24 protein-coding genes and 1 pseudogene are annotated in these 25,974 nt (G+C 36.9%); 17 read left to right on the forward strand and 8 right to left on the reverse strand.

The annotated features are described in order from the left end of the window. Nucleotides 1-19: 19 nt before the first annotated feature. On the reverse strand, nucleotides 20-751 hold the full coding sequence (locus BFM98_RS08830) for a response regulator transcription factor (protein ID WP_066037150.1): 732 nt from the start codon (nucleotides 749-751) through the stop codon (nucleotides 20-22). A gap of 130 nt (nucleotides 752-881) precedes the next feature. On the opposite strand from BFM98_RS08830, the gene BFM98_RS08835 reads away from it, so the two are divergent. The 4 genes from BFM98_RS08835 (at nucleotide 882) to BFM98_RS08850 (ending at nucleotide 8,224) form a co-directional block, all read left to right on the forward strand. Continuing rightward, complete coding sequence (locus BFM98_RS08835; protein WP_066037151.1) at nucleotides 882-2,345, forward strand: amidase; 1,464 nt, start codon at nucleotides 882-884, stop codon at nucleotides 2,343-2,345. A gap of 211 nt (nucleotides 2,346-2,556) precedes the next feature. Beyond that, a complete protein-coding gene (locus BFM98_RS08840; RefSeq protein ID WP_083225339.1) occupies nucleotides 2,557-4,395 on the forward strand; it encodes a KAP family P-loop NTPase fold protein in 1,839 nt (612 codons plus the stop codon). A 119-nt stretch (nucleotides 4,396-4,514) separates the two neighbouring features. Further along, complete coding sequence (locus BFM98_RS08845) at nucleotides 4,515-5,801, forward strand: MFS transporter (protein ID WP_066037153.1); 1,287 nt, start codon at nucleotides 4,515-4,517, stop codon at nucleotides 5,799-5,801. Nucleotides 5,802-6,001: 200 nt separating this feature from the next. Then, on the forward strand, nucleotides 6,002-8,224 hold the full coding sequence (locus BFM98_RS08850; RefSeq protein ID WP_066037154.1) for a 5'-nucleotidase C-terminal domain-containing protein: 2,223 nt from the start codon (nucleotides 6,002-6,004) through the stop codon (nucleotides 8,222-8,224). A 153-nt stretch (nucleotides 8,225-8,377) separates the two neighbouring features. On the opposite strand, the gene BFM98_RS08855 is transcribed toward BFM98_RS08850, so the two are convergent. Together BFM98_RS08855 and BFM98_RS08860 are read right to left on the reverse strand one after the other, a co-directional pair. Beyond that, nucleotides 8,378-8,818: a cell wall hydrolase gene (locus BFM98_RS08855; RefSeq protein WP_004228176.1), complete on the reverse strand. Its 441-nt coding sequence runs from the start codon at nucleotides 8,816-8,818 to the stop codon at nucleotides 8,378-8,380. 132 nt (nucleotides 8,819-8,950) lie between these two features. Next, nucleotides 8,951-9,505 (reverse strand): ECF transporter S component, encoded by a 555-nt coding sequence (locus BFM98_RS08860; protein ID WP_066037155.1) that lies wholly within the window; start codon nucleotides 9,503-9,505, stop codon nucleotides 8,951-8,953. Between the two features lie 178 nt (nucleotides 9,506-9,683). Here BFM98_RS08860 and BFM98_RS08865 point away from each other — a divergent pair, with 178 nt between their 5' ends. Together BFM98_RS08865 and BFM98_RS08870 are read left to right on the forward strand one after the other, a co-directional pair. After that, nucleotides 9,684-10,532 carry a pyridoxamine kinase gene (locus BFM98_RS08865; protein WP_066037156.1) on the forward strand — a complete coding sequence of 283 codons (849 nt, stop codon included), beginning with the start codon at nucleotides 9,684-9,686 and terminating at the stop codon, nucleotides 10,530-10,532. A 169-nt stretch (nucleotides 10,533-10,701) separates the two neighbouring features. After that, nucleotides 10,702-11,040 carry a hypothetical protein gene (locus BFM98_RS08870; RefSeq protein WP_066037157.1) on the forward strand — a complete coding sequence of 113 codons (339 nt, stop codon included), beginning with the start codon at nucleotides 10,702-10,704 and terminating at the stop codon, nucleotides 11,038-11,040. A 77-nt stretch (nucleotides 11,041-11,117) separates the two neighbouring features. Here the strand turns inward: BFM98_RS08870 and BFM98_RS08875 are convergent, their stop codons facing one another. Further along, the gene (locus tag BFM98_RS08875; protein WP_066037158.1) at nucleotides 11,118-11,696 is read right to left on the reverse strand and encodes a DinB family protein; all 579 of its coding nucleotides are present in this window, start codon (nucleotides 11,694-11,696) and stop codon (nucleotides 11,118-11,120) included. Nucleotides 11,697-11,804: 108 nt separating this feature from the next. Between BFM98_RS08875 and BFM98_RS08880 the strand changes: the two genes are divergently transcribed. Next, entirely contained in the window at nucleotides 11,805-12,302 is a 498-nt protein-coding gene (locus BFM98_RS08880; protein WP_066037159.1) for a GNAT family N-acetyltransferase, read from the forward strand. Nucleotides 12,303-12,723: 421 nt separating this feature from the next. On the opposite strand, the gene BFM98_RS23380 is transcribed toward BFM98_RS08880, so the two are convergent. Next, nucleotides 12,724-12,879, reverse strand: coding sequence for a YvrJ family protein (locus BFM98_RS23380; RefSeq protein WP_083225341.1), 156 nt, complete (start codon nucleotides 12,877-12,879; stop codon nucleotides 12,724-12,726). Nucleotides 12,880-13,052: 173 nt separating this feature from the next. On the opposite strand from BFM98_RS23380, the gene BFM98_RS08885 reads away from it, so the two are divergent. Beyond that, nucleotides 13,053-13,601, forward strand: coding sequence for a sigma-70 family RNA polymerase sigma factor (locus BFM98_RS08885; RefSeq protein WP_048394336.1), 549 nt, complete (start codon nucleotides 13,053-13,055; stop codon nucleotides 13,599-13,601). 3 nt (nucleotides 13,602-13,604) lie between these two features. Next, nucleotides 13,605-13,796: a hypothetical protein gene (locus tag BFM98_RS08890; protein ID WP_004228187.1), complete on the forward strand. Its 192-nt coding sequence runs from the start codon at nucleotides 13,605-13,607 to the stop codon at nucleotides 13,794-13,796. Between the two features lie 50 nt (nucleotides 13,797-13,846). Here the strand turns inward: BFM98_RS08890 and BFM98_RS08895 are convergent, their stop codons facing one another. Continuing rightward, nucleotides 13,847-14,746, reverse strand: a complete 900-nt coding sequence (locus BFM98_RS08895; protein WP_054549488.1) for a 3-hydroxyacyl-CoA dehydrogenase — start codon at nucleotides 14,744-14,746, stop codon at nucleotides 13,847-13,849. A gap of 432 nt (nucleotides 14,747-15,178) precedes the next feature. Here BFM98_RS08895 and BFM98_RS08900 point away from each other — a divergent pair, with 432 nt between their 5' ends. Next, nucleotides 15,179-16,237: an S-layer homology domain-containing protein gene (locus tag BFM98_RS08900; RefSeq protein ID WP_066037160.1), complete on the forward strand. Its 1,059-nt coding sequence runs from the start codon at nucleotides 15,179-15,181 to the stop codon at nucleotides 16,235-16,237. Between the two features lie 40 nt (nucleotides 16,238-16,277). On the opposite strand, the gene BFM98_RS08905 is transcribed toward BFM98_RS08900, so the two are convergent. Next, a complete protein-coding gene (locus tag BFM98_RS08905; protein WP_231595704.1) occupies nucleotides 16,278-16,964 on the reverse strand; it encodes a ZIP family metal transporter in 687 nt (228 codons plus the stop codon). Between the two features lie 208 nt (nucleotides 16,965-17,172). Between BFM98_RS08905 and BFM98_RS24640 the strand changes: the two are divergent. The 3 genes and pseudogenes from BFM98_RS24640 to BFM98_RS08915 form a co-directional block, all read left to right on the forward strand. Next, a pseudogene (locus BFM98_RS24640) lies at nucleotides 17,173-17,389 on the forward strand (glutathione-dependent formaldehyde dehydrogenase); the annotation flags it as partial. 231 nt (nucleotides 17,390-17,620) lie between these two features. Beyond that, nucleotides 17,621-19,309: an FAD-dependent oxidoreductase gene (locus tag BFM98_RS08910; protein ID WP_066037161.1), complete on the forward strand. Its 1,689-nt coding sequence runs from the start codon at nucleotides 17,621-17,623 to the stop codon at nucleotides 19,307-19,309. A gap of 133 nt (nucleotides 19,310-19,442) precedes the next feature. Continuing rightward, nucleotides 19,443-21,056 (forward strand): GNAT family N-acetyltransferase, encoded by a 1,614-nt coding sequence (locus BFM98_RS08915; protein WP_066037162.1) that lies wholly within the window; start codon nucleotides 19,443-19,445, stop codon nucleotides 21,054-21,056. 38 nt (nucleotides 21,057-21,094) lie between these two features. On the opposite strand, the gene BFM98_RS08920 is transcribed toward BFM98_RS08915, so the two are convergent. Next, the gene (locus BFM98_RS08920; RefSeq protein WP_066037163.1) at nucleotides 21,095-21,712 is read right to left on the reverse strand and encodes a 3-ketosteroid-delta-1-dehydrogenase; all 618 of its coding nucleotides are present in this window, start codon (nucleotides 21,710-21,712) and stop codon (nucleotides 21,095-21,097) included. Nucleotides 21,713-21,935: 223 nt separating this feature from the next. On the opposite strand from BFM98_RS08920, the gene BFM98_RS08925 reads away from it, so the two are divergent. From BFM98_RS08925 to BFM98_RS08940, 4 genes are all read left to right on the forward strand, one after another. Continuing rightward, entirely contained in the window at nucleotides 21,936-23,537 is a 1,602-nt protein-coding gene (locus BFM98_RS08925) for a Na/Pi cotransporter family protein (RefSeq protein WP_233732847.1), read from the forward strand. A gap of 68 nt (nucleotides 23,538-23,605) precedes the next feature. Then, the gene (locus tag BFM98_RS08930) at nucleotides 23,606-24,055 is read left to right on the forward strand and encodes an SACOL1771 family peroxiredoxin (protein WP_054549471.1); all 450 of its coding nucleotides are present in this window, start codon (nucleotides 23,606-23,608) and stop codon (nucleotides 24,053-24,055) included. 141 nt (nucleotides 24,056-24,196) lie between these two features. Further along, nucleotides 24,197-24,832 carry a sugar transferase gene (locus tag BFM98_RS08935; RefSeq protein WP_048394351.1) on the forward strand — a complete coding sequence of 212 codons (636 nt, stop codon included), beginning with the start codon at nucleotides 24,197-24,199 and terminating at the stop codon, nucleotides 24,830-24,832. 46 nt (nucleotides 24,833-24,878) lie between these two features. After that, entirely contained in the window at nucleotides 24,879-25,973 is a 1,095-nt protein-coding gene (locus tag BFM98_RS08940; protein ID WP_048394353.1) for a glycosyltransferase family 4 protein, read from the forward strand. Nucleotide 25,974: the final 1 nt, after the last annotated feature.

The raw sequence follows: 25,974 nt of genomic DNA on the forward strand, positions 1-25,974 counted from the left end.
AATTCAATAGATGACCCTCCTAAATATGATCAATATACTTTAAACACTTTGCTAGTAGCTGGGTACGATTGGTTACTTGAAATTTTCTATATAGGTTTTGAAGGTGTTTTTTGATTGTATTTTCACTGACAAATAATTGCTGGGCGATATCTAGGTTTTTCAAGCCTTTGAATACAAACTTTAAAACTTCTCGTTCTCGATCTGTCATTTCCAACACGATGGAGGGCTGTGAAAAGTGATGTAAGGAATACATGTTTTCGATATTTCTTTTCAAATACACTAACTTTAAAATATCTTTTTCATTAAATAGCTTCTCTCCTGTTTTCCTTAAAAAGCCAATAACGGCTACGAGCCTATTGTCTATTCTTAAATACATGGCCATTTCATCTTCATAGCGATTTTCTTTCAAAAAAACTTCTTTATAGTGGGTTTGTTTTTGCAGGCACATAACTTCATTCCTACTCATTAGCTGAATGGAAGGCTGTGTATTTATATTTTGGGGGTGCAATGGATCAAAGTTTTTATATCTTTGTAAATAGTCATTAATCGTGTGACTCTCTATATTAAAAAGCACAGGGGCGGTTAGCTCATTATTTGCTATTTCCCAAAATAACATATGGTGATAGCCGAGATGCTGACTAATTGTTTGCAATAGTTCATGTTTAAAACATTCATTGCTTTGTTTCACATTCATATTTGAAATATGATAGCTTGCTTTAAGAATGTTTTCTAAATCATTTTCTAAAAACATGAAAACACCTCATTTCTCTATTATGCATTTATATTCTACTTAAAACAGAATTATCCTTTCGGGTAATATCTTAAATTTAGAATATTCAGTACATTATATTTGCAAGATTACTACTATACGAGGTGATAATATGAATTTACAAGAGTATGCATCCTATGACGGTATTGGGTTGGCAGAGCTAGTAAAATCAAAGGAGGTAACACCACAGGAGTTAAAGGAGCTAGCGTTAGAAGGAATAAAAAAAGTCAATCCATCCATTAATGCAGTTGTTAGTGTGTTAGAAGAGCAGGCTGATAAAGCCATTGAGAAGGTTGATGAAAATGCGCCGTTTGCGGGTGTTCCGTTTTTAATTAAAGAGCTTGTGCTACATGCAGAGGGTATTCCGCATAGTATGGGGAGTCGTATTGGAGAAAATACGGTTATCCCCGTCGATAGTGAATTAATGGCGCGCTTTAGAAAGGCTGGCCTGATTTTAGCAGGTACTACGACAACACCTGAGTTTGGCTATAATGCAGCGACTGAAGCGGTTATTTATGGTGCAACGCGCAATCCGTGGAATTTAACTCATAGTCCAGGTGGTTCGAGTGGTGGGTCAGCAGCAGCTGTAGCAAGTGGTATTGTGCCAATCGCTCATGCCAATGATGGTGGAGGTTCTATTCGTATCCCCGCTTCCTGTAGTGGGTTAGTGGGATTAAAACCTACACGTGGAAGAGTTCCAGCTGGTCCATTCAATAGCGAGCCTTTAAATGGTATTGCCATTGAGTTCGCTGTGACTCGTACAATTCGTGATACAGCTGTTTTATTGGATCAAGTAGCAGGCCCTGACTTAGGGAGCTATTCCAAATTAGAAGTAACACATGCACCGTATGGACAACTTATCCAGGAAACAGTGCGCCCGCTAAAAATTGCTTGGACAACTGAAACAAATTCTGGAGCATTTGTCGATCCGGAATGTATAGAAGCGGTTCATAAAACAGTTCAAGTATTAAAAGAACTAGGACACGAGGTAGTAGAGGCGCGTCCGAAATATGAACAAGCATCATTCACAAAGGCGACGGTCGATATTTGGACAGCGAATATTTATCAAATGATTAAGGGGGCTGCAGCGGGAACTGGTAAAGCAGTTTCTCCAGACTATATTGAAGCCGCCATTTGGAAATGCTATGAATATGGTGGACAATTAAAGGCGGCTGATTTATTGGAAGCTATTCATACAAATGCAGTCGTTTCACGTCAAGTTGCAGGCTTCTTTGAAGACTATGATATTTTATTGAGTCCAACTATTGGCACACTTCCTGCTAAAATTGGTGAGTTAAATGCCAACAATCCTAATATTTCGGCTGTTGAATGGACAGAGCAAATTTTCACGTATGCACCGTTTACAAATTTATTCAATGCTACAGGTCAGCCCTCCATATCATTGCCTTTAGCCGAAAGTAAATCAGGCCTACCAATTGGTCTACAAATGACAGGTAAATTTGCAGATGAATTGACGTTATTACAGCTTGGTAGACAGCTAGAGGAAGCCATGCCTTGGAAAGACCGTCAACCAGCAGTACATGTCAGTGAACAGCCTCAGCCAACCGTATCATAAATCATTAATGCACCAAGTCATATCATAGTATTGACTTGGTGTTTTCTTTGAATTGGAACTTGTTTTTCACCTGTATTAAGCATGTTCTCTAAAATACATGATTAGGGTTTTGCTGTATGAAAATGTATCACTGCTCTTTATAGTTGAGTAGTAGGCTTATAAGTTGGATTATTGTGGTAAAATATCTTAGAGAAGACAATAACTTAATGAAATGGAAGGTGACGGAGTGGTTACAAAAGTAAGGAATATAGGAATTCATGATCTACCGATTTTTGATGATAGTTATGATTTATTTGAAGTTAAACCATATATCGAGGCATTGAGTGATTTTATTCGTGAAAGTGCAACACCTATCACCATTGCTTTACAGGGTGGTTGGGGAACAGGTAAAACGTCATTTATTAATTTAATCAATAAACAGCTTAATCCAATTAAAAGGCTAGGAGAACCTGATATAGCTAAGACATACGATAAATCACCAATTATTACTGTGAATTTTAATACTTGGCAATATACTCAGTTTAATTTAGAGCAAAATTTAGGTATTTCATTTTTAAGCTACATTATTAATAAGCTAACAGAAGAATTACCTGAAGAAAATAAGTTTGTCGCAGAAGCAGCAAAGGCCATTAAAGGGATTGCAAGATTTGGGTTAAACGTGATCCTTGCTCAAGGAGGGATGCAACAGACTAACTCTGATGACGCCAAAAAAGATTCGGTACTGGATCCAGCGCAAGCAATCGAAATGTTAAGAAACTCATTAGAGGATGTTGTAAAAAAGTTAATGGAAAAATACGGGACTCCCAATAATCCTGCACGACTAGTTATTTTTATAGATGATTTAGATCGTTTGAAGCCATCGATTGCAGTAAGTTTATTAGAAGTAATAAAGCTCTTCTTAGATATAGAGGGCTGTATTTTTGTATTGGCTGTTGATAATCGTGTGATTGAGGAAGGAATTACTGAAGCAAAGCAAACATCTAGGGTTAAAACTAAAAGTTTCTTAGATAAAATGATTCAAGTGCCATTCAAAATACCAGTAGAGATTTACAACTATAGAAAGTTTCTGAATGATAATTTAGGGATTTTATCTGAAAATGAGGAGTTATCGAATGAGTTACAAAGCTTGATTCAATTTAGTGTAGGTAGTAACCCACGTGCGATGAAACGCCTTATTAATAACTTCTATTTAAATAATAAAGTAAATATGATTATTGATAAGCAAACGAATCCTTCATCTTATGAACAATGTATTTTAATTGCTATTATTTGTATGCAGCTAGCCTGTCAGCCATTGTACATAACAATGAGAAATTCAGATTCTAAGCTAGAGTTATTAAATAAAACGACGAGTGAGGAAGGTTTGTTTATTGATTTGTTACGAGATGAATTTATTGAGCTAGAGAGTTTAAATTTATTTGAAGAAGATATTAAACATGGTATTGAGACATATGATAGATTTTTAGATTATTTAAAAACAGTTATATTGTTAACCGTTAATAAAAAGGGGACAGAATTATTGATGGAAGAGGATTTAACTGTTTTTAATAAAATTTTAAAACGTTCTGATATGACAAGTGGTTCTCAATCACAAACAAAGTCTGAAGAGAATCTAGGTAATATTGTTAATGTGAAATTATTAGATTTTATTAATAATATGAAAAAATATCGACTAGAGAAAAAACAAACTTTAATATATGGAGAAGTTGGAGAACGTGAAAAAATTTATAATATGAAAGAAGGATTTCAGGTAATTGTAAATAAGGCTGTGACAACAAGAGAGCATATAGAAAAGCTAAAAAATATAGATGGGTTAAAAAATCATAATATCGCCCGAATAGTGTATTTTAGATTACTCCCTGAAAGTGAGTGGAGTGAAGCGGAGAAAACATACAAAACCTTAGAATTTGGTAATCAAGATCTTGGTACTGTTATTCTAGGCCATAGTTTTGCTAACGCTGAATCTGCTCGTCAATTATATAGACTACTAACTTATTTAGATTCAGATATTGTAGAAAATGTCTATTTACAGGCGCGACCAGTTCTTTAAAAGCCTTTCGATATTTGTAATGGAGATACTCCCTTTTGCAGAACTTAATTCAAAAAAAGGTTTTTATCATGGTATACCATTCATATAAATAATATAAAAGCTAATAGGAGTAGTGATTATTGGACAAACAACAACATAAGTACAGATGGATTGTGTTTGTTGCTGTATTGTTTACCTATTTGTTAATGGCAAGTCAGCGAACTGCTCCAGGGTTAATTACAGATCAATTGATGGAGGATTTTGGGGTAACGGCATCGACAATTGGGTTATTGACGAGTATTCAATTTTTTGTGTACACGAGTTTGCAAATTCCAATGGGGATTCTAGCTGACCGATTTGGGCCAAACCTTTTCCTCATCATTGGTGCCACACTTACAGGTATAGGAACGATTCTTTACAGTCTAGGTACACATGAATTCATTCTATTCTTTTCTAGAATACTTACTGGTATAGGAGATGCCACCATATGGGTGAATATGGTGCTTATTTTGGCACAATGGTTTCATAAAAAGGAGTTTGTCCGATTAATTGGCTTTGCAGGTATGACAGGGAGCTTAGGCTTTTTATTGGCAACAGTGCCTTTTGCTACATTGATTCTTTTATTAGGTTGGCGAATCACCTTTTTCTCTACAGGACTTTTACTATGCTTATGTGGTGTACTTCTTTATTTTGTGCTCGTACAAAACACAAAACGCATTTTTTCAAAGGAACCTGTAAGCATAACTAAAGAACTAAAACGTGAAAAAAGCTCCAAATTATTACGAAGAATATTTTCAAGCAGGCAAGCATGGGCTTTATTTTTTTGTCATTTTGGCGTTGTGGGCGAGTATGTTGGCTTTATTAGCTCGTGGGCAGTACCATATGGGATCAATATGTATGAGATGTCACGGTCAGAGGCTAGTCAGCTAATTATGATTGGTCTAGTCGGAGCGCTTATAGGAGCACCTTTAATGAGCTGGATTGCTGGCTGGTTAGGTACGATTAAGAGACCCTATATTGTAGTGCATATTGCGGTTTTAGCGAGTTGGTTTGCCTTTCTTTTATTGAAAGGGCATCCGTCCATTTTCATGCTCATTGTCCTGTTCTTTATCATCGGCTTTGGCTATGGTGCAAGTGCTTTAACCTTTGCGGCAGTTCGTCAAACTTTTCCTTTAGCTGAATCAGGCATTGTTTCTGGATTTGCCAATACAGGGGGCTTTCTAAGTGCCGCATTGCTACCCATTATTTTTGGGTATATTTTAGATTACTTTCAAGCTGCCACAGGCAATGTAAGTGATGGGTACTACTATGGCTTCATTTCGCCTGTTATATTCTCCTTCATTGGTTTGATGGGAGTCCTGTTATTAAAGGAAAAACGTGTGAGAGTGGCTCTAGCATATCCAGATGAATCAAATAAATCCTATTAAAATAGGGATATTGGACGGGAGTAAAACTTTTGTTGAATATCGATTTTCTATTGCTTTTTCCTCTTTAATCACGCTAATATCTGTTAAATTTATGAAATTATATTACTTTTATGATAGATTTTACCTGGTTAGACATCTCCATAAATGCTACACTGATTAGGAATCTTAAAATTCAGAATAAAAAGGGAGAAAACTAGGAAATGAATCAATTGAAACAAGTTATAACAATACTAAGTATGGCTGTATTGATTCTGGCAACAGGAATTGTCTTTACACAAACGCCTGTCAATGCACAAGAGGAAGAGAAAGATATTCATATTACACTCCTGGCTACGTCAGATATTCATGGCCGCTCTATGCCTTGGGATTACGCAGTGGATGGACCAAATCTCACAGGAAGTTTAACGCAATTATATACAATTATTAAAAATATCCGTAAAGATCATCCGAATACCATCCTATTGGAAAATGGAGATTTAATACAGGATAATTCTGCAGAATTATTTAATGACCAGCCGCAGTCACCAATGATGGTGGCTGTTAATGAAATGGGCTATGAAGCTTGGACATATGGTAATCACGAGTTTAATTTTGGTTTGGATGTTTTAGATAAAGTTTCCAGTCAATTTAATGGAGCAAGACTTGCTGGGAACGTTTATAAAGAAAATGGCGAACGCTATTTACCTGCATATACAATTATTGAGCGTGAAGGGGTTAAAATCGGGGTTATTGGCATGGTAACACCTTTGATTACAGAGTATGAGAAGGGGACAAATCATCTTGATGGTTTAGTTGTCAAAAACCCGATAGAAGAGACTAAAAAGGCAGTTAAGGAATTAGAGGGTAAAGTAGATGTCATGATTGGCCTTATGCATATGGGATTGGAAAATGAAAATGGTGTTCCAGGAACGGGTGTGAAGGAAATGGCTAATGCCGTACCAGAACTAGCTGCTATTTTTGCAGGACACAATCATGTACTGATAAATAAAGAAGAAGTGAACGGTGTTTTTATAACAGAGCCTAATAAATATGGAACACATATTTCACGAATTGATTTAACATTTACTCGCCAAGGCGAGAAATTGTTGCTTAAAGAAAAAGATGCTTCAACTATTCCTGTAAAGAATGAAGACGGGACCTTTGTTGAATCGGATAAAGATCTAGAAAAAACGTTGAACCCATACCATGAGTATGCACGTGAAGATGCTAATATCGAAGTAGCACAGCTTAAAGGAACAAATCTTGTTCCCAAAAATGAAATTAAGGGTATACCAGCTGTACACATCCAAGAAACATCTTTATCAGATTTTTTCCATGAGGTCATGCTACATTATAGTAAGGCAGATGTGGTAGCACATCAGATTGATAATGACAAAGCTTCATTGGATGTAGGTCCTATTAAGAAAAAGGATATCGCCTATAATTATCAATTTGCTGGTGGAGAAGTATCAGTTTATGAAGTAACGGGCAAAGATTTAAAAGATTATATGGAATGGGCAGTTGGCTATTTTAATAGCACGCGAGATGGAGATGTGACGATTAGTTTTGATAAAACTCGTCGTTCCTCTAAATATAGTACGAATGATTATTTCGGAAATGTAAAATATGACATCGATTTAACGGAGCAGCCAGGTAACAGAATAAAAAATCTACGCAAATTAGATGATACGCCAATTAAGATGGAAGACAATTTAAAGCTTGGTATGAACTCGTATCGAATGGATTTTCTTGTATCAAAAGGTCAAGCACTTGAAGGGCGTAAGTTTAATATGATTTGGTCTTCTAAAGAAGAAAGTGCCTATGGAGAAACAGGCGGTACAATCCGTAATCTAGCCATTCGATATCTAAAAGAAGAGATGAACGGCGTGTATGAGCCAGTGATCCAGCATAACTGGAAAATCGTTGGTGTCGATGTGAAATCGCCTGCACGTGCTGCTGTTGTTGAATTAATCAATAAAGATATTTTAGCCATTCCTACAACGGAAGATGGTAAGTATACAAATATAGCATCTATTAATGTCAAAGCTTTGATTACAGAAGAAGAAATAAAAATGCTAGCAACAAAAGCAAAAGTAGATGCTAGCCAATTTACTGGGGTAAAAACGTCAGGTGAATTTTATCAAAAGCTGGTAAAAGCATTGAATAAACCTAAAGATGAGCCAGTAGAAAAACCGGTGAATCCAAGTAAGTCAGCACCAGACAAATCGAAGCCAACAATTACTCAGCCAGAATCACTTAAAGGGATTGTTACGGCTTATCACTTAAATGTTCGTTCAAAGCCATCGAACTCAGGAAAAGTATATGGGACAATTTCAAAGAATACCGAAATTACAATTTTAGAGGAAATACAAGGCTGGTATAAGATATCTTATAATAATAAGTCGGGGTATGTTTATAGCAAATATGTAACGATTAAAAAATAAGAGCTAGCATAAGGCTGAAGGAAACTAGATTTGCATCTATTCCTTCAGCCTCTTTACATACGGCGATTTTTAGTCAATTAACACGTTGGGCTTTGTTATTGTAGTAGAGCGTTATTAAACTTGTGAATGTAGGTTATTAAAAGTCAAAAAACCTTATCCCATATATACACTAGCACAAGTATCTGGAGCAGGTTCATAAAAGCAATGATTCTTAAATTGTCCTGTAAACGGCTGACCATACCATGTTGGGGGACATGGTGCATATGGATTGAAGTACCAGAGTGCGTATTTTGCTGGATGTTCTCGCCAGAAATCTAAGTTTTGTTTCGCTAATCTTTTTTCCGTTTCTCTTGCTCGTTGGTAAAACATATTGCCTTTTTGAACAGCTTCGAAAGAATAGTTTCCGCCTTGTACCTGGTAAATAACCTGCTCAATCGTTCTTACATCATTGAAGTCTAAACAGGACGCCACTGCACGATTCACAATGACATTGCCCACGTAAAGCATACCTTGTTGACCTTCACCCTCTGCTTCTGCTCTCATCATCCTTGCCATTAAAGCAACGTCTGCATCACGGTATTTTACTCTTGGCATTTTTCCACCTCCACCTTATAGTATGAAAAAGAACAAGGCTAGTTTCACTTTATCTTGAAATTCGTTGTTTTTGTATATCACTCCATAAAAAACACCATCTTTACTGTTCAACAGCAAGATGGTGTATTTTCATTAAAAATTGTTTTTGAAGTATGGCGTTTTTTTCAGTACAACACATACTGGGATGGCGATAACTAAGCCTACGATGTTTTGAATGACGTCCCCAGGAATGGATGCCAGCGGGGCAATCCAGCTGTTGAACATAATGGCTTGCCCAACATAGTAAACAGCAATCATCACGGGCATTGATACTACTGCTCCTAAAATATTCAGCCCAAGATTATCACCTTTATGTCCTTTTGACCAAGCAATTTTACCAACAATGAAGCCTTGTAATGCGCGTGAAATAATGGTTGTGGGTGCCCAAAATAACCAGCCACCTACGATATCGAATAAGCCCATTCCAATAGCTCCAGCAAGTGCTCCTTTTTTTGGTCCAAATAAAATAGCGGAGATAAACAGCATAGATGTTCCTAAGTGGATAAGACCCCCTTGCCCTATCGGTAGCTTCAGATTGATAAACATTGTAGCAACGAAAACAAGTGCTGCTAAAATGGCTGTAATGACTAAATCAAATGTTTTTGTACGTGATTTTGTATAGGATGTTGGCCTTTGTATATTTTGCATTTGTCTCTTCCTCACTATGATGAATATTTTGATGATTTTTACTTTAACAAAGGACTGACTATTGTAAAAGTGTCAATTTCATAAAAAAGTTAAGGGTCAGTTTGAGGTTATTTTCGCATCTTTCTAATTGTGATACGATGGGGAGAGTAAAAGCAGGATGAGTTAGGTGGAATGTATGATGAAAAAAGTTGCTGTAATTCAAGATATGTCGTCCTTTGGAAAGTGCTCGTTAACGGCTGCGATGCCTGTACTCTCTGTGATGGGTGTGCAAGCAGTCCCACTACCAACAGCTATTTTAACGGCTCAAACAGGATATTCAAGCTTTTATTGTGAAGATTTAACATCAAAGATGGACTCTTTCATAGATGAGTGGAGTAAGCTTGGAGCTACCTTTGATGGTATTCACACAGGCTTTGTTACAGGTAAGGAGCAAATCGATAATATATTTCGCTTTTTAGACGTGTTTCACTCCAATAAGACGACGTTGCTTGTTGATCCAGTAATGGGTGATCATGGTGAGGTTTATAAAATGTTTACGGGTGAATTGCTTGATCGTATGAAAGCATTAGTAAAGTGTGCTGATATTATTACGCCAAATGTTACGGAATGTTGCTTGCTTACAGGTTTATCCTATGAAAGGCTATTGAGCTATAAAAATGATACAGATTATATTCATGCCCTTAAGGAAGCAGGTCAGCAGCTACAGCAAACAACTGGAGCAAACGTCATTATTACGGGTTTGAATCCCCCAGCAGGTGATAGGGACAAGCGTTATGTTGGGAATATGTTTGTCGATTCTGAGCGGTCTTTTCATAGTATCCGCAACTATAATGGTGAGAGCTATTCAGGCACAGGCGACCTCTTCGCATCCATCATAATGGGCGGCATGATGCGCGGACAAGATTTAATGGAATCAATGACACTGGCAGAAACATTTTTAGCCGCTGCAATTGAAGCTACTTCGAAGGAGCAAGTACCTCGTGAGGCAGGCGTGCATTTTGAAAAGTTTTTACGTATGCTGCTGTAAACGTTAATAAGCCGATAATAAGTAATAGTGATAAAAAATTCGTAAATGTCAGATTCGTAGTGACCTTTACGGATTTTTTTGTTGAAGGAAAATTAAATAGTCTAGACTTGGTGCAGTATTATGTACAGTCTATTCTAAGCAGCTCAGTCAATTAGGATGGACAAGCTCGATGATTTTATCAAAAAGATTTTATGGGATCATTTTGCTTTCATTTATCGCTACATATGATGTCATGTTTACTTATTTGCTTGAAAACATTGATTGGATTTTATTGATGACCGTCATCGGTGTGTTGATACCAATGTATTTATTACAGAAGGGTATTCAATATTGTGAAGTATTTTTAGTCATGATGTCATTGTGTTTTATTCCTGTATTCACCTTCTTTTTTCAGCTATTCGATACACGGTTACAATGGTCAAATATTACGTTAATGGGTGTGTTGTTACTGTTATTGTTTGGAATTTTAAGTGTAGTTCTAGAACAAAGAGCTCGTAGCGTTTCCTAATGAAATTTTTCCCATGACAAAGTTACTATACAGAAAAATCCAGAGCCAGTTTTGATGGGCATAAAATCAAATTGGCTCTATTTGATTTCTTTAATTGTACCTTTCAAATTCTTTCCTCCTAAAAGCCCTTCCATCCTATTAAAGTGATGCCTCTCATGAATAGCCAACAACTGAATAGCTTGAATGAGATTAGGATAATGCGCAATGGGATCAGGAAAAACAATATGCCCTGCAACATCCTCGTCTATATTTTGTACTAACTTTTGCAAAGCAAGTGTCTCGTTGATAAGTAATTGCTCGATATCATAACTGTTTAATACAAAGCGTATTTTCTTAGGTGGAATCAAAATACTGGGTGCTCGCATTCCATGTCCTTTTTTGGATTGATATTCTTCATAAATATCATGTATTTCAGTAGAGAATGGCTTGTTTCTTCGCATTTTAGCGATAGGCGTAAGGAATAAAGAATATTTGGTTGCTGTGTGGAGCATTTTGAGAATCAAATAAAGGTGATAAAAGTGTTCACCAATGGACCATTTTCCCTCGCGTGTTACTCGCCATAGTTCTTCCTGTGAAAGTGAATGAATAGCTGGTAGATAGTGTGCTCGTTGCGCCTGTAATGTAAGAAAGTGTTTTGACATATTAGTAGATTCCATAGATTTTCAGCTCCCTTATTTCCATTTTAAGGATTACTGTAGGAAAAGTACATCAAATGCCAATCGTTATGGCCGATAAATAGGAAAAGTATGATAGGAGGAAAAGGCATGGAAATTAGACAATTAACAGCTGCAGATGCTGAAGTATATAGAGATTTAAGATTAGAGGGATTGCAAACAAATCCAGAAGCTTTTGGCGCTAGCTTCGAGGAAGAAAAGGATTTGTCAATTGAGTCGTTTGCAAGTAGGCTCGAAGGACAGGGAACATTTACGTTTGGGGCATTTGACCAGGAGGATTTACTCGGTGTGGCGACATTGGTGCAAGCAAATAAAATGAAGCTAAAGCATAAAGCGAGTATTTTTGCCGTTTATGTTTCTTCAAAAAAACGGGGATTGGGCATAGGAAAACAACTAATGATAGAGATCATCAATCAAGCAAAGACACTAGTAGATGTCGAGCAAATTAATTTAACAGTTGTTTCTTCCAATGAATCAGCAAAAGGATTATACAAATCGTTAGGTTTTCACGTTTTTGGAACAGAACGAAACGCCTTAAAAATAGGGCAGCAATATTTTGATGAGGATTATATGGTGCTGTATTTCTAAAAATGCTAAAAAGCCTTTGAAGACTTCCATCTTCAAAGGCTTCAATTTATTAGGATGAGTAACAATGGAACAATGGAATTAAAGCAAGGAATAAAAGAATCCCCGTAATAAAAAGAATAAGTAAAGAGCTAACAATGCCCACTTTTTTTATAAGTAACCATAGACTTAGCAAGATAGTAAGGACCGATAATGGGAGTGCCAGCCAAAATCCAAGATTCCCCAAGTATTCAATCATAATGGGGAATGAATGGTGAAAGTAATTGTAGGGAATATCTAGCATGAGAAAAATGGTCAATATAAGCTCCATAAAATCCCCCCATCTACATATTTGTTCTTACATATATGGTATGCAGAAGCATCTTTAAGTCACACGGCAGCATCCTTTTTAAAGGATGCTGCCGTATATTTTTTTATAGGCTTATTAATTTTCCTTTTTATCTAACAATTTCAAGATGACCGCTTGCAAATTTTCTATTTTCTTCTCAAAACGCATAAAGAGATAGATGGTAATGGCAATAGGGAAACCTGAATTACCTATTAGGTGAACCCACATTTGTATAGTTTCAATTGGTATCATAACATCTTCCTCCCTCATTAATGTGATGCTTACAGTTATGAAAAGTGAACGTACGATTAATAAAATCAATATGAATGAATAAATTAGGGAACATTTGTTCTGTTTTTGGTTTATAATAGATATATGATATTCACTTTAATGAACAAGAAGGCGAATATATAGGAGTGATGCGAATGTGTAATGAGTACAAAATAATAGAAGAGTTTTTTTACAGAAATAGAGAACAGGTTAAAAACCCAATTATCAGAAGTTTTTTGGCAGATGCACAAAATCTTTATTTGGTACAACATGCAATCTTATATCCCAATGATTGTAATTTGAAAATGGTTGATGAAACATTTCAAGCTCATTATCAAAGGGTACAGAAAATAAAATATATCAGCAATTTAATTTATTTCTTTAGCTTGGATTTCGATAAAAAAAAGAGAAGATTGCAAAATCGCTTTTTATTAGTCGCAGATAGTGGTCTAATGGACGATGGTATAAGAGACGAAGAGAGCGAAGAAGAAGGATTATTAGAAAAAATTGAAAATGAACAGCTCTTTAAAGGCTTGCAAAAATTAACAGACAAGCAACTGCAAATTTTAGAAATGATTTATGTCAAAGACTATTCTATAAAAGTAATTGCTGAAACATTACAAACAACACCACAGAATATATCCAACCTGCATCGAAAGGCTTTAAAGAAGCTTCATCATATTATTAGAAAGGAGGAGATTTAGTCAATGCAGAACAATATGAATGAGGAGATGCTAATAATTATCGAAAATTTTACGCCAAAAATTAAGCAGTGTCTTCATCAAACAAGTTACCAGGATAGAGAAGACTTGGAGCAGGAGATTAAGCTGAAAATTATTGAAAAGCTGACAACGAAAGAATTTGAAAACACACCTAGTTTTTGGAATTTTTTTGTATAATAAAAAAAGAGCAATGCCCTTTTAAGAAGGACAATTGCTCTTTTTAATCATTAACCCTTTAAGAAATCTGGTTTCGCAAAGCTTGGATTTGGATATGTGTAGAAGCCTTCACCTGTTGCGCGGCCCAATTTGCCTTTTTCGATGTACTCTGTTTTTAAGAGGTTAGCTAATTTTTTCATGTTTTCATCACCAGTGGCAGTTGCTTTCGCTTCCACAATGTTATAGGCAGTGTTAATGCCAACGATGTCTAGAATAGCAAATGGTCCTAGTGGAGCGCCTGTACCAATCATCCATGTTTTATCAATTGTTTCTGGATCGGCCACTTCTTTTACAAGTAAAGATTCAGCTGCATCTAAAAACGGAACTAGTAATGAGTTTAAAATATAGCCAGGTTGCTCTTTATGCAATGGTAGTGGTACCATGCCAATGGCGCGTGCAAATTCAATCACTTCATCAAATACTTTCATATCTGTACCAGGGTGTTTCATAATTTCCGCAGTATTGTTTTTCCAAATTGTATTAGCAAAGTGAAGAGCTAAAAATTTATCAGGACGGCCAGTTGCTTCAGCAAATTGGCTTGGTAGTAAAGTAGACGAGTTTGTTGCAAAAATTGTTTTTGCTGGTGCTACTTTTCCAAGATTCGTGTAAAATTCTGTTTTGATGCTCACAACTTCAGGGATTGCTTCTATAACAAGATCAGCATTGGCAACGGCTTGCGCCAAGTCACTATTAAAAGTAAGACGTGCATAGGCTGCATCCACTTCTTCTTGTGTAGCACCTAAATCTTGTTGATAAAATGGTTTTAATTTTGTAATACGATCCTGTGCATTTTTTAACGCCTCATCGTTAATGTCATACACTGTTACATTAAAACCTTTGAAAGCAGATTGATAAGCAATTTGGCTTCCTAATACACCACTACCTGCAACCGTAATGTTTTGATAATTCATCGAAATTCCTCCTTTGAAATTGTTACATCAATATAATAGTGTGGATATGTAGATCAATCCTTCGTTACAATTCCATACTACTTCTACCGTTGAATAAAAATCAAATGAAAGCCTCTAACATTATATAAATATAAAGTATATTGAAAGAAGTTTCTTTCCAAGTATGTACCCGCTGTTAAAGAAATATAACAAAGAACAGCCTTTAAGCTGCCCTCATTTGAGAGATATATCTAATTACATATGTAATTGTTGTAGATAGCATTGTAATTTGTCTTTTTGTTAAACTAGTTTCAAACTCAAAAGTAAAATAGGAAAATTATAATGTGTTAAAAATGGGTCTTTTATATAATTATTGTTTAATTCCCATATTTTTATAGATTTATAAACTGTTGTTTTAGTACACTGAATCTATGAATTGAAGGGGGAAAAACAGTGAAGAAAATAATGTTAGCTGGTGCACTGAGTATTGCATGTTTTACAGGGGTTGGTGGACAGGCGTATGCACAGGATGTAGTAAATGTGGCAAATATAATCCATCCAAAGCAGAATGTTGCAGCCACTAGTCAGTTACAAGCCATGCCCTATCAAGATATTTATAAAATGCTTTTGTTATCTAAAATAGGCTTTGAAAATAACGAAGTGTCGATTGTTACAACAAAAAATAGTATTACAGTAAAAATTTCATTAGAGGCGATTCTTCAATCGTACAAAGATGGTACAAACCTCTATCCAGAGGGAGAAAAAGAGTTTAAGGAAAACTATGAAGAACTGAAGAAGTTATTTGGGCCTGCGATTCAAATAAAAATTACACAAACTAGTAATGGCTATAAGAGTGAGGTATATACAGCTGGCAAATGGGAAGCAGTTAGTGCAGAAGATTTAAATGATATGGTACAGGTATTTGCTCGTGCCGACGTTGAGTTAAAAGCAGGTGGATATTTCAAGGATGCTATTGGTCATTGGGCTGAAAGCTATATTCAGTTACTATATCAAACAGATATCATTAATGGGACAACGGCTACTACGTTTAATCCAAATGGACAAGTGACGCGTGGAGAACTGGCGGCTATTATTTTCCGTGCATCTGGCTTAAATGTGAATGAAGATTATGAGGGTCCTGCTTCTTATACTGATCTTAGTGGTTTCTGGGGTGCTAAGGAGGTAGCGATTCTTGAGGAGTATGGCTTAATCGATATTTTCAATGGTGAAAAATTTGAGCCGAAAAAGCCCGTTACACGAGAGGAAATGGCCTATATTACTGCTAGGTATTTAGAAGGTATGGAAGTGAATGTTGCGCAAGTGAGCAAAAACAATTCATTCACAGATAAAAATCAAATGCGTCAAGAAACAGTAGAGGCTATCGGTCTATTGCAACATCTAGGTATTTTAAATGGTACGAATGGTAAGTTTAACCCAAAAGGTAATCTTACTCGGGCAGAGGTTTCTAAAATTTTAACGCTTACTTTAATGCTAGTTAGTGAAGAAAAATAAAAGAGGAAAGGGATGTTTCATGCGCGGAGACATCCCTTTGTTATTCAACAAGTATATGGAAAATATAGCTTAGGAAATAACCTAGAAAGAGATACATAAAAAATGCTTTAAATGAGACTTTCTGTAGCTGATGCAAAATGAATTCAGAAATACTAGCTGTAGCAATCAATCCTATCGAAATGCCCATTAAGATCCCTTGTGCTTTGTCTGGTAAAGCCCAATACTGACCAAACCAGATGAAAATACTAAAGAAAATAGAGAAGATGAAGAAATAAATGAAAAGTCTCCAAAGCCTTTCACCTTGAGAGATGAGTGCAGTAGATAATGCAAATCCCTCTGGAACATGGTGGAGAATAATGGAGGCTGTGAGAGAAATACTTAATGCAGCATTTCCAAGTAAATTTCCAACAGTGAGACTAATAGGTATTGTATGGATAATCATAGCTAGTGTTAATAGAGAGACAGAGGGATTCTGTGCATGAGAAGCATGAAATAAGGTATCTAGTAGTTGGAAGATGAAATAACCAATAAAAATACCTAATATAATCCCAAATGATTGATAGATTTGAAAGGAAGAAGGGATGATATCTAGCACAAGTAAGCCTACTAAAAAACCTCCGCACAATAATGATAACCCCTGTGTCGTATGCTGAAATAGCTTAGAGAAAATCCAGGCAATCGCGCCCCCAATGCTCACACTGAAAAATAGAAAACCGCCAAGTATCATTGCACTCACCTGTAAAATTCCTCCGCCCTATCATCAACTTAATGCCTTTTTCAAACTATATGCTAAGTAGAAATGAATATGCTTGACATTGAATTGCCTGCATAAAAACGATAATGACAAAGATGTACATACTGCAGGTTAGCGAAGGAAAGAATAGAGTCGAAAATATATGCTTGTTGTGATGATACTATGCAAAGGGAGTGTTGTCGTGAAGGCTGTAACCTATCATGGAAATAAAGATATTAGAGGGTCCAACTGTTAAAAGAAGGACGATATTATTGTGAAAATCACTTCTACTGCTATTCGTGGAACTGATTTGCATATTTCCAAGGCGCTATTTCTTCACATAAGAATTATGTAATAGGTAAGAGCATGTGACAAAAGTGAAAAAGGGTGACTGTGTCCTCTTGCCTTTTAATGTATCGTACCATTACATATCAATTGCCATTAGAAGAAGCAAGTAGCCTATGAAATATTTTGTGGACGGGAAGATAACTGTATAAAGGTGATTCTAAACCCTAAATCGAGTGAGTATGCTCCTTTTTTTGTGGAAAAATAGGGAATGGTTTAAATTGACTGAATATTGGTTTAATTCTATACTTTTTAATAGAAAGGACAGATTCATCGATTTAGCTCATATAGGGAGGAATGGTTGAATGAAATGGGATGCTAGTTATGATGTAGTAGTAGTAGGCTCTGGTGCAGCGGGATTGACAGCAGGTTTAACAGCAAAGTTACAAGGAATGAAATCATTAGTGATAGAAAAAACAGATCGCTATGGTGGTGCTTCTGCTATTTCAGGCGGTGCTTTATGGATTCCTAATAATCATATCATTAAAGGTGCAGGTGTCCCAGATACACATGAACTTGCACGCCAATATCTAGATTCAACAATCGGTGATCGTGTGCCAGAAGAGCTAAAGGAAGCTTATATTACGAGAGGGCCTGAAATGTTACGCTTTTTATACAATAAAACAAAGCATATGCGCTTCCAATATGCAAAAGGCTACTCGGATTATTATCCAGAAAAACCAGGTGGGTTATCACAGGGACGCTCCATTGAACCACTTATTTTCGATTTAACAAAAATGGGCTCTTTAGCAAATTCTATGCGTCGTGCAACTCTATCAACAAAAGGCTTCACGATGAATAGCTACGAGTTTCATAAAGTAAATATGATTACCCGGACGCTAAAAGGTAAAACTACTGCACTGAAATTAGGGGCGCGTTTAGTCAAGTCAAAGGTGACTAAGAGCGATCCAGTAGCATTAGGAGAAGCTTTAATTGCACGTTTACGCCTCTCCCTTGCAGAAGCAAATGGTGAGCTTTGGCTATCAACGGCCTTTAAAGATTTCATTATGGGCAAAGGAAGAGTAATTGGAATTATTGTGGAACGAGATGGACAAGAGCTTAAAATTGAGGCAAAGAAAGGTGTAGTTCTGTCATCAGGTGGCTTCTCACATAATCAGACACTTCGTGAAAAGTATTTACCAAGTCCTACGAATGCTGCATGGACTTCTTCTCCAGAAGGTCAAACAGGTGACATCCTTGAACCTGGCGTAAAAATTGGTGCAACGTTGGATTTAATGGATAAAGTATGGGGAGCGCCTTCTGTTATTGATCCACAAGGACATCCATTCTTCCTTGTGGCAGATCGTGGCGTGCCCAATATGATTGTAGTGGATAGTGCAGGGCAACGTTTTGTCAATGAAGCGGCTCCATATCATGAATTCGTGGATACGATGTATAAGCATCAAGAGGTCACACAGCAGGCAGTTCCTTCCTGGATATTAATTGATGCTTCAGCTAAAAGCCGTTATATTTTTACAGGATTGTTCCCAGGACAGGCATTCCCGAAAAGTTGGTTTGAGCATGGAGTTGCAAAAAGTGCGGAGACAATTGAAGAGCTTGCCAAACAAATGGAAGTGCCAGCGGAGAACCTAGTAGCAACGGTGAATCGTTTTAATGACTTTGCGCGGAACGGACATGATGATGATTTTTACCGAGGAGATAGTGCCTACGATAATTACTACGGGGACCCGACACTACCAAATCCAAATTTAGCAGAAATCAAGAAAGCACCATTCTATGCATTGCGTCTATATCCTGGAGACATCGGCACAAAAGGTGGCCTCGTAGTAGACGAATATGCTCGTGTAATAAAGGAGAATGGCGAACCCATTGAGGGGTTGTATGCTTCTGGCAATTGTTCAGCGTCTATCATGGGGGAAACGTATCCTGGCCCAGGCGCAACCATTGGGCCTGGTATGACACTAAGCTTTGTGGCGACAGCACATATGGCCAATGCAGTGACAAAAGATGAGGTATCACTTGTAAACGTGTAAATGAAACGAAGCCCTTCCTTTCTAATAAGGAGGGGTTTTTACGTTGGTGTAATGTTCTAATACTTTCTTGCTAGGAATATAGTGGCTACTAAATGTATGGCGATGATCACATGAAAAGGAGCGATTTAGTTCATTGCTAGCTTATAAACTCATAACGACTATCGAAGAGTTAGAGCCCTATCGGAGCATTTGGTCAGAGATTCTTGAAAAAGAGTATAATAATAACCCTTTTATTGAGTATGAATGGATTTCAACTTGGTGGACAACGCTCGGGATTCATGACAATGTCAAAATTTACATAGTGGAGCATCAAGGTATAGCAGTGGCCTTTTTTCCGTTAGTGCATTCTGTACGATTTGGTACAATCCATTATTTCAGCTTTTTAGGACAAGGTTTTGCGACCTATATGGAAGTGATTGCTGATAAGGAGTGGTTAGAACCTTCCATTACGTTTCTTTTGAAGGAGTTTTCACGAAAATATAAGCGTTATTTAATCGTGTTACATGGATTATTAGAAAGTAAAAATACCTCTCAAGAATTAGAAAAATATGCGATTGAATATCAGATGCCTCATTCGATTTTTCGAACTGTCACATCTTATATTGATTTCCACACCATTCCTATGGAAACATTTCTAAAGAAGCATCGTAAGAAATTCAAAAGCCTTAAACGGCGTGAAAATAAATTAAAGTCTCTTGGTCATGTCGTCTTTCAGGAAGTGAATCACAATCATCTACAAGACATGTTTACGTTATTCAAGAGAAGATGGCAAAAGAAAATTGATAAAAGTGGCTTTACCGAGAAGCAAACTCGTCTATTTTATGAGCAGCTAGCTAAAACCAACAGTAAGGAGCTTCGCGTAGAAGTCGATAGCTTACAATTTGAAGGACAGTGGATTGCTTTTACAATTGACCTATGCTGTAGAGAGCGAAATTTTTGTCAGGCAATGGGCCATGAGCCAGATTTTAATCTATTTGGTCCAGGACGCCTCATTGAAAAAGAGAATATGCTAAAAGCACATCAAGCTGGCTATCGTTATTATGACTTAGGAAGTGGCTATGAGCCATATAAGTTTGAATGGTATACACATATTGATTTTACTAGGAAGTTTGTGATGAGTACAAAAGGAATTAAAGAGCGTAGTATTCGATTATGGATGGTCATACGTGATCGCCTAAAAGGGCTATTAACGAATAATCATCAGCTAGTAAAATTGAAGCGAGACCGATTAGGAGAACTGCGTTATTTTCTGAAGCATGCAAGCACGAAAGATTGGCTAAGAGCTTTTACAAAAATGTTCCAACGAATGCTAGCCATTCATATTTTAGATGTTTATATTGCAAAGCAACAACAGAGTAACGGAAATGTGAGATTTCAAGAATTATCAATGAAAGACATCATGACAACGAAGGATCGAGCGAAAAATGTTACAGATTTCTATAAGGGCTATCGACTCTTTGCAGATAGCGATCATGTCATCTATAAGCGACACGATCAAACGGTAGCCGAAGAAACGGTTAACTATTCCTATGAGCTGTCAGACAATATGTCGTTTATAAAAGAATATGATAGCTTGCGACTAGAGGAGATCGTTGCAGATGTGCAGCGGGAAGGGAGAGCAGTCTGTACAATAGTCCCTTGGTATAAGAGAACCAGACGAAGAAAGCTCATGCAGGCAGGCTTCCATAAAGTAGCTAAAATTAATATAATAAAGATTTTCAAGTGGCAAAAAATATACGATATCTAAATAACAACACCCTCAGCATATTTGCTGAGGGTGTTTCATTAAAAATGAATACCAGGTTTATCAATTAGCTTACAGCCTGTACCATATTTGGCTTTTAAGGCACCTTTGAAAAGAGTGTGCTCCAGCTCTGGGAATGTCTGTTTCCAAAGTTCAAAGACATTATGGCTAGATGCTTTGCCGTCCTTTGTTAATCGCGCAATATGGAAGCCATATTCATCATTACAGCGAGCCAATGGGCGGTTTTCTCTTACTGTAATAATTCGACCACTTGCCGTCATTTCATATAAGCCTTCATAGCCAGCAATCGCACGGCTTTCTTCTTGTCCTTCAACTAAAGGCTTTTCTTCATGTGGTGCTACATTTTCCTCTGTCGTTGCTTCTTGTTCAGAAGATTGAGTTTCTTTAGCGCTGTTTCCTGTTGGTAGTTGTTCAACAATCACAAAATCTTTTTTTGAAGCTTTATCGCTCATTGTCGCCATCACGTTCATGATAGAGCCTACATAGCGTAATGGTTTTTCTCTTCCTTCTTCGAAAACAAAAATATTATACTCGGTTTTATTAATCTTTTTCATAATAATATTACCCGTTGTAATAGTAAAACCGATGAATTTGTTCTTTTTAAGTGCTTGTATTGCTTCTTGCTTTGTTAAAATCATTTTGAAAATCTCCTAAAGAATTATTTATTCTATTCTACCATAAAAATTATCACATTGTTTTTCGTAAAATAATGGATGATTTTGTACAATGCAGGGAAATATCCCTATTTTCTCAAAATTAATAATGGTACTATTAAGAATGTTTGGGGAATAAAACTCCTTTAAAAGGAGCTTTCTTAATAGAGATACAATTTTAGCGGGGAGTGTTGATAGGTTGATCAATGTGCTTGGGGGCATAGGTTTATTTTTACTTGGAATGACGATGCTAACAAACGGTTTAAAGGAATTGGCAGGAGATGCCTTGAAAAAATGGCTCAATCGTTTTACAGGTGGGACCATTAGCTCGGTATTATCTGGTACATTTATGACAATGCTTGTACAATCCTCCACGGCCACGACCTTGATTACGATAGGTTTTGTCAGTGCTGGACTTCTCACATTTGTCCAATCGATTGGCGTTATTATTGGCGCCAATATCGGGAGTACGAGTACTGGTTGGATTATTTCATTAATCGGCTTTAAGATCAATATGCAGACAATGTCACTACCTTTTATTGCGCTTGGTGTATTTGTCCAATTGCTCGCACCACGTGATTACAAAGCAATTGGAGGGCTAGTGACTGGTTTTGGCTTATTATTTTTAGGTATTGATGTTCTTCAGGGAGGAATGGCTGCGGTACAAGATAAAATTCCATTCGATGCATTTAGTGCAAATTCTATTAGTGGCAAGCTAATTTTAATTGTTTTGGGTCTTATCATGACGGTTATTATGCAGGCTTCTAGTGCTGCAATAGCAGCCACTTTAACAGCTTTATATGCAGGTGCTATTGATTTTGAACAGGCTGCTTATTTAGTCATTGGTCAAAATATCGGGACGACAGCTACAGCGTTATTTGCTGCGATTGGTGCATCAACAGCTGCAAAACGAACAGCTGTGACACATGTAATGTTCAATGTAGTCACTGCTATACTAGTGACATTCGGTGCAAGGTTTATGTTTGCTCTTACAGAGTTTGTCACGAAATCCATCAATGGTAGCTTTGATGAAACACTCGGCATTGCTGTTTTCCATACATTATTTAGTGTGATTGGCGCGATACTCTTTGTGCCATTTGTTCGTCCTTTTGCAAAGGCCATTGAAAAAATGATACCTGAAAAAGGAAATTATTTAACTCGTAATTTAGATAGTAGTGTTGCCAAACTACCTGGAGTTGCTGTAGAGGTATCCTTTAATACATTGCAAGATATTACTAAGGAAATGACGACAGTACTCGTTTCCCTTATTCAAGGAAAAAAACGCACAGCTGAAACAGACAGTAGATTGGCTCAAATAGATGAGGCAATCGAAAAAACACGTTTATTTATGGATGCTATTCAATCTTCCTCTCAAAAAGAACGGTATAAGCATATTGCCCTTTTACATGCTTTAGACCACTTATATCGTTTGTCAAAGGCATTACGTGAGCAACATCCAAATGCCTTTCAATTACAGGAGACATTAACCCAAAAGTGGTTAGAGGTATTGGAAAAAGTACTACTAATCATTGATGAGGATGAACGTCTACCTGAGATTGCTACCTTGCTTGAGGTTACTTCCTCTGAAATGGCTACGGTGCGTCGTGATAAACGAAACGCATACTTTGAGCACACTGTTGAAAATGTGGTAGAGTTAGAGACAGCTGTATCGAAAGTGGAGACTTTGCTGTGGATTGATCGACTTGTCTATCACTATTGGCGTACGACCGCTCGTCTTGCAGAGTACCAAACCGTGACTAAGAAAGGTCGTCATATTGACACAGAAAAAAATACAGTAACAGTTGAATAAATGGAATGCTCGTCTTACGTTTGTAAGCGGGCATTTTTCTTCGCTTTACAAATAAAGGAGGATCTAGAATGGTTCAGCATAAATTTACAATGGACTTAACTTGGTCAGAAGGAAGAAACGGTACAGGAAATATCCAAGCTAGTAATTTGCAAACACAAATTTCTATTCCTCGGGAAATGAATGGACCTGGCATTGGTACAAATCCAGATGAAATGCTTTTAGGGGCAGCTGCAACCTGTTATTTAATTACACTAGCTGCTTTATTCGAAAGGTCAGAAATAGATGTACTGGAATTATCCATGCAGGCCCATGGATTTGTTAGTGTAGAAAATGGCATTTTTACGTATGAAAAAATTGTCCATAAACCGACTATTATTGTGCAAGAGCTAACAGAACATCTTGAAAAAAGACTTCTACGCTTAGCACACAAGGCTGAACAAACATGTATGATCAGTAAAGCATTAAAAGGTAATGTTGTAATTGAATGTGATGTTCAAATTTTTGAAGCAAGCATATAATAAGACAGCAAGAGTTATTCAGCAAGTAACGCTGATATAACTCTTTTTTTCATAAAATAAGCACTTTTTCTAAAATAGTTCTAGAAATGTTCAAAATGAATATATAGAGTTAAGTGCTAAAAAAATGCAAAGGATGATGTATTGCACGTTCAGACAGCTCAGAATCTCACATTCTATGGTCAGTACGGCAAAAGAATATTCGATATTATTGGGGCATTATTTTTGCTTTTTATAACAATTCCTCTAATGCTAGCTATATTCCTCATTTTACTCATAACGACAGGTCGCCCCATTTTTTTTAAACAAATCCGAACTGGCCTCGATCATCACCGCTTTGTGATTTGGAAGCTACGAACAATGTGTATTCAGGCAGTTCCAGTCAATATGCCGACTATTTGTGCTGATGGTATCCCTGATGATTATTATTTTAAAACAGAGCAAGATACACGCATCACAAAAGTGGGCGCTATTCTTCGAAAACTCAGTATTGATGAAATTCCACAACTTTTAAATGTGTTAAAAGGTGATATGAGCATTGTAGGTCCACGTCCTGAAGTACCAACGATCACGAATGCATATAATTCCTTACAGGCTCGGCGTTTGGAGGTAAAGCCAGGATTAACAGGCCTCGCTCAAATTAATGGTAGGTCGAATATTTCACATGGACAAAAAATATCATATGACATTGAATACGTTGATCATTATTCCTTTTGGTTGGATGTCCAAATTTTGTTGAAGACAATTTATGTTGTCGTTGCACGCACAGGTGCTTATTAAAAAATAAGGAGTGGCCATACTGAAGATCGTTCAGCTTATTACACGAATGGATAAAGTTGGAGGTGCGCAAAAACATGTGGAGGCACTTGCTATCCACTTAAAACAGGATGGGCATGATGTCACAGTAGTGACGGGCTCCTACCAACCATCACTGTGGCACTTACAAGAGCATAAAATCCCTGTTATCAGTATATCTGCTCTTCAACGGGCTATTCATCTAGCGAAAGATCTTCAAGCATTTTGGCAATTAAGAGCCGTTTTCAAACATCTACAACCAGATGTTATAGCCACCCACTCCTCTAAGGCTGGTGTGATTGGTCGCATAGTTGGTAGGTTGTTACAAATTCCAACTATTTTTACGGCACATAGCTGGAGCTTTACAGAAGGTGTTCCTTACAAGAAAAAGCTATTCTATCAACGGATGGAAAGATCAATTCAGCCATTTACGACAAAAATTATTACAGTGTCTGAATATGATCGGGAACTAGCACTAATGAAAAAGGTCGCTCCTGCTCATAAATTGCTGACTATTCACAACGGCATTGACCCTATCGAGAGAAATAAGACAACTGAAAAGATATGCATGGAGCAGCCAGTCATTGTCATGGTTGCTCGTTTTGAAGTGCCTAAAAGACAAGATGTCCTGTTAAAGACTTTAGCGGAACTGACAGATATCCCTTGGCACCTTCAATTGATTGGAGATGGTTCTCTGCGTCCAGCTCTAGAACATTTCGTTGAACAAAATCGATTATCAAATCGTGTAACATTTTTAGGTAATCAATTAGACGTTCATTCTTATCTTGAGAAAGGCCACCTATTTGTTCTGTTATCAGATTGGGAAGGCTTGCCGATTTCGATTATTGAAGCGATGCGTGTAGGACTTCCTATTATTGCAACAAATGTAGGTGGTGTGAAAGAGCTTATTATTGATCATGACAATGGGTTTTTAGTGGAGCGAGAGAATAATGAATTATTGAAGAAGAGGCTGCATCAATTATTAATGGATGCTCCTTTAAGAGGGGAAATGGGGACGGCAAGTGAGCAGCGTTATTTACAGTACTTCACCTTCATCCCCATGTATCAAAAAACATTAATGGTTTATCAACAGGCTGTTTCAGAACTAGTGAAGAAAGGGGATTAAA

It is taken from the genome of Lysinibacillus sp. AR18-8, assembly GCF_001705465.1.
Taxonomy (GTDB): domain Bacteria; phylum Bacillota; class Bacilli; order Bacillales_A; family Planococcaceae; genus Lysinibacillus; species Lysinibacillus capsici.

Bases quoted from the DNA above. Each gene is read 5' to 3' on its own strand.
- BFM98_RS08870 (WP_066037157.1), top strand. From the start codon at position 10,702: ATGATTTTATCAAAAAGATTTTATGGGATCATTTTGCTTTCATTTATC.
- BFM98_RS08855 (WP_004228176.1), bottom strand. From the start codon at position 8,818: ATGCCAAGAGTAAAATACCGTGATGCAGACGTTGCTTTAATGGCAAGG.
- BFM98_RS08930 (WP_054549471.1), top strand. From the start codon at position 23,606: ATGGTTCAGCATAAATTTACAATGGACTTAACTTGGTCAGAAGGAAGA.
- BFM98_RS08920 (WP_066037163.1), bottom strand. From the start codon at position 21,712: ATGATTTTAACAAAGCAAGAAGCAATACAAGCACTTAAAAAGAACAAA.
- BFM98_RS08830 (WP_066037150.1), bottom strand. From the start codon at position 751: ATGTTTTTAGAAAATGATTTAGAAAACATTCTTAAAGCAAGCTATCAT.
- BFM98_RS08880 (WP_066037159.1), top strand. From the start codon at position 11,805: ATGGAAATTAGACAATTAACAGCTGCAGATGCTGAAGTATATAGAGAT.
- BFM98_RS08860 (WP_066037155.1), bottom strand. From the start codon at position 9,505: ATGCAAAATATACAAAGGCCAACATCCTATACAAAATCACGTACAAAA.
- BFM98_RS08835 (WP_066037151.1), top strand. From the start codon at position 882: ATGAATTTACAAGAGTATGCATCCTATGACGGTATTGGGTTGGCAGAG.
- BFM98_RS08940 (WP_048394353.1), top strand. From the start codon at position 24,879: ATGGATAAAGTTGGAGGTGCGCAAAAACATGTGGAGGCACTTGCTATC.
- BFM98_RS08865 (WP_066037156.1), top strand. From the start codon at position 9,684: ATGAAAAAAGTTGCTGTAATTCAAGATATGTCGTCCTTTGGAAAGTGC.
- BFM98_RS08890 (WP_004228187.1), top strand. From the start codon at position 13,605: ATGCAGAACAATATGAATGAGGAGATGCTAATAATTATCGAAAATTTT.
- BFM98_RS08850 (WP_066037154.1), top strand. From the start codon at position 6,002: ATGAATCAATTGAAACAAGTTATAACAATACTAAGTATGGCTGTATTG.
- BFM98_RS08905 (WP_231595704.1), bottom strand. From the start codon at position 16,964: ATGATACTTGGCGGTTTTCTATTTTTCAGTGTGAGCATTGGGGGCGCG.
- BFM98_RS08910 (WP_066037161.1), top strand. From the start codon at position 17,621: ATGAAATGGGATGCTAGTTATGATGTAGTAGTAGTAGGCTCTGGTGCA.
- BFM98_RS08840 (WP_083225339.1), top strand. From the start codon at position 2,557: ATGGAAGGTGACGGAGTGGTTACAAAAGTAAGGAATATAGGAATTCAT.
- BFM98_RS08895 (WP_054549488.1), bottom strand. From the start codon at position 14,746: ATGAATTATCAAAACATTACGGTTGCAGGTAGTGGTGTATTAGGAAGC.
- BFM98_RS08885 (WP_048394336.1), top strand. From the start codon at position 13,053: ATGTGTAATGAGTACAAAATAATAGAAGAGTTTTTTTACAGAAATAGA.
- BFM98_RS08875 (WP_066037158.1), bottom strand. From the start codon at position 11,696: ATGGAATCTACTAATATGTCAAAACACTTTCTTACATTACAGGCGCAA.
- BFM98_RS23380 (WP_083225341.1), bottom strand. From the start codon at position 12,879: ATGATACCAATTGAAACTATACAAATGTGGGTTCACCTAATAGGTAAT.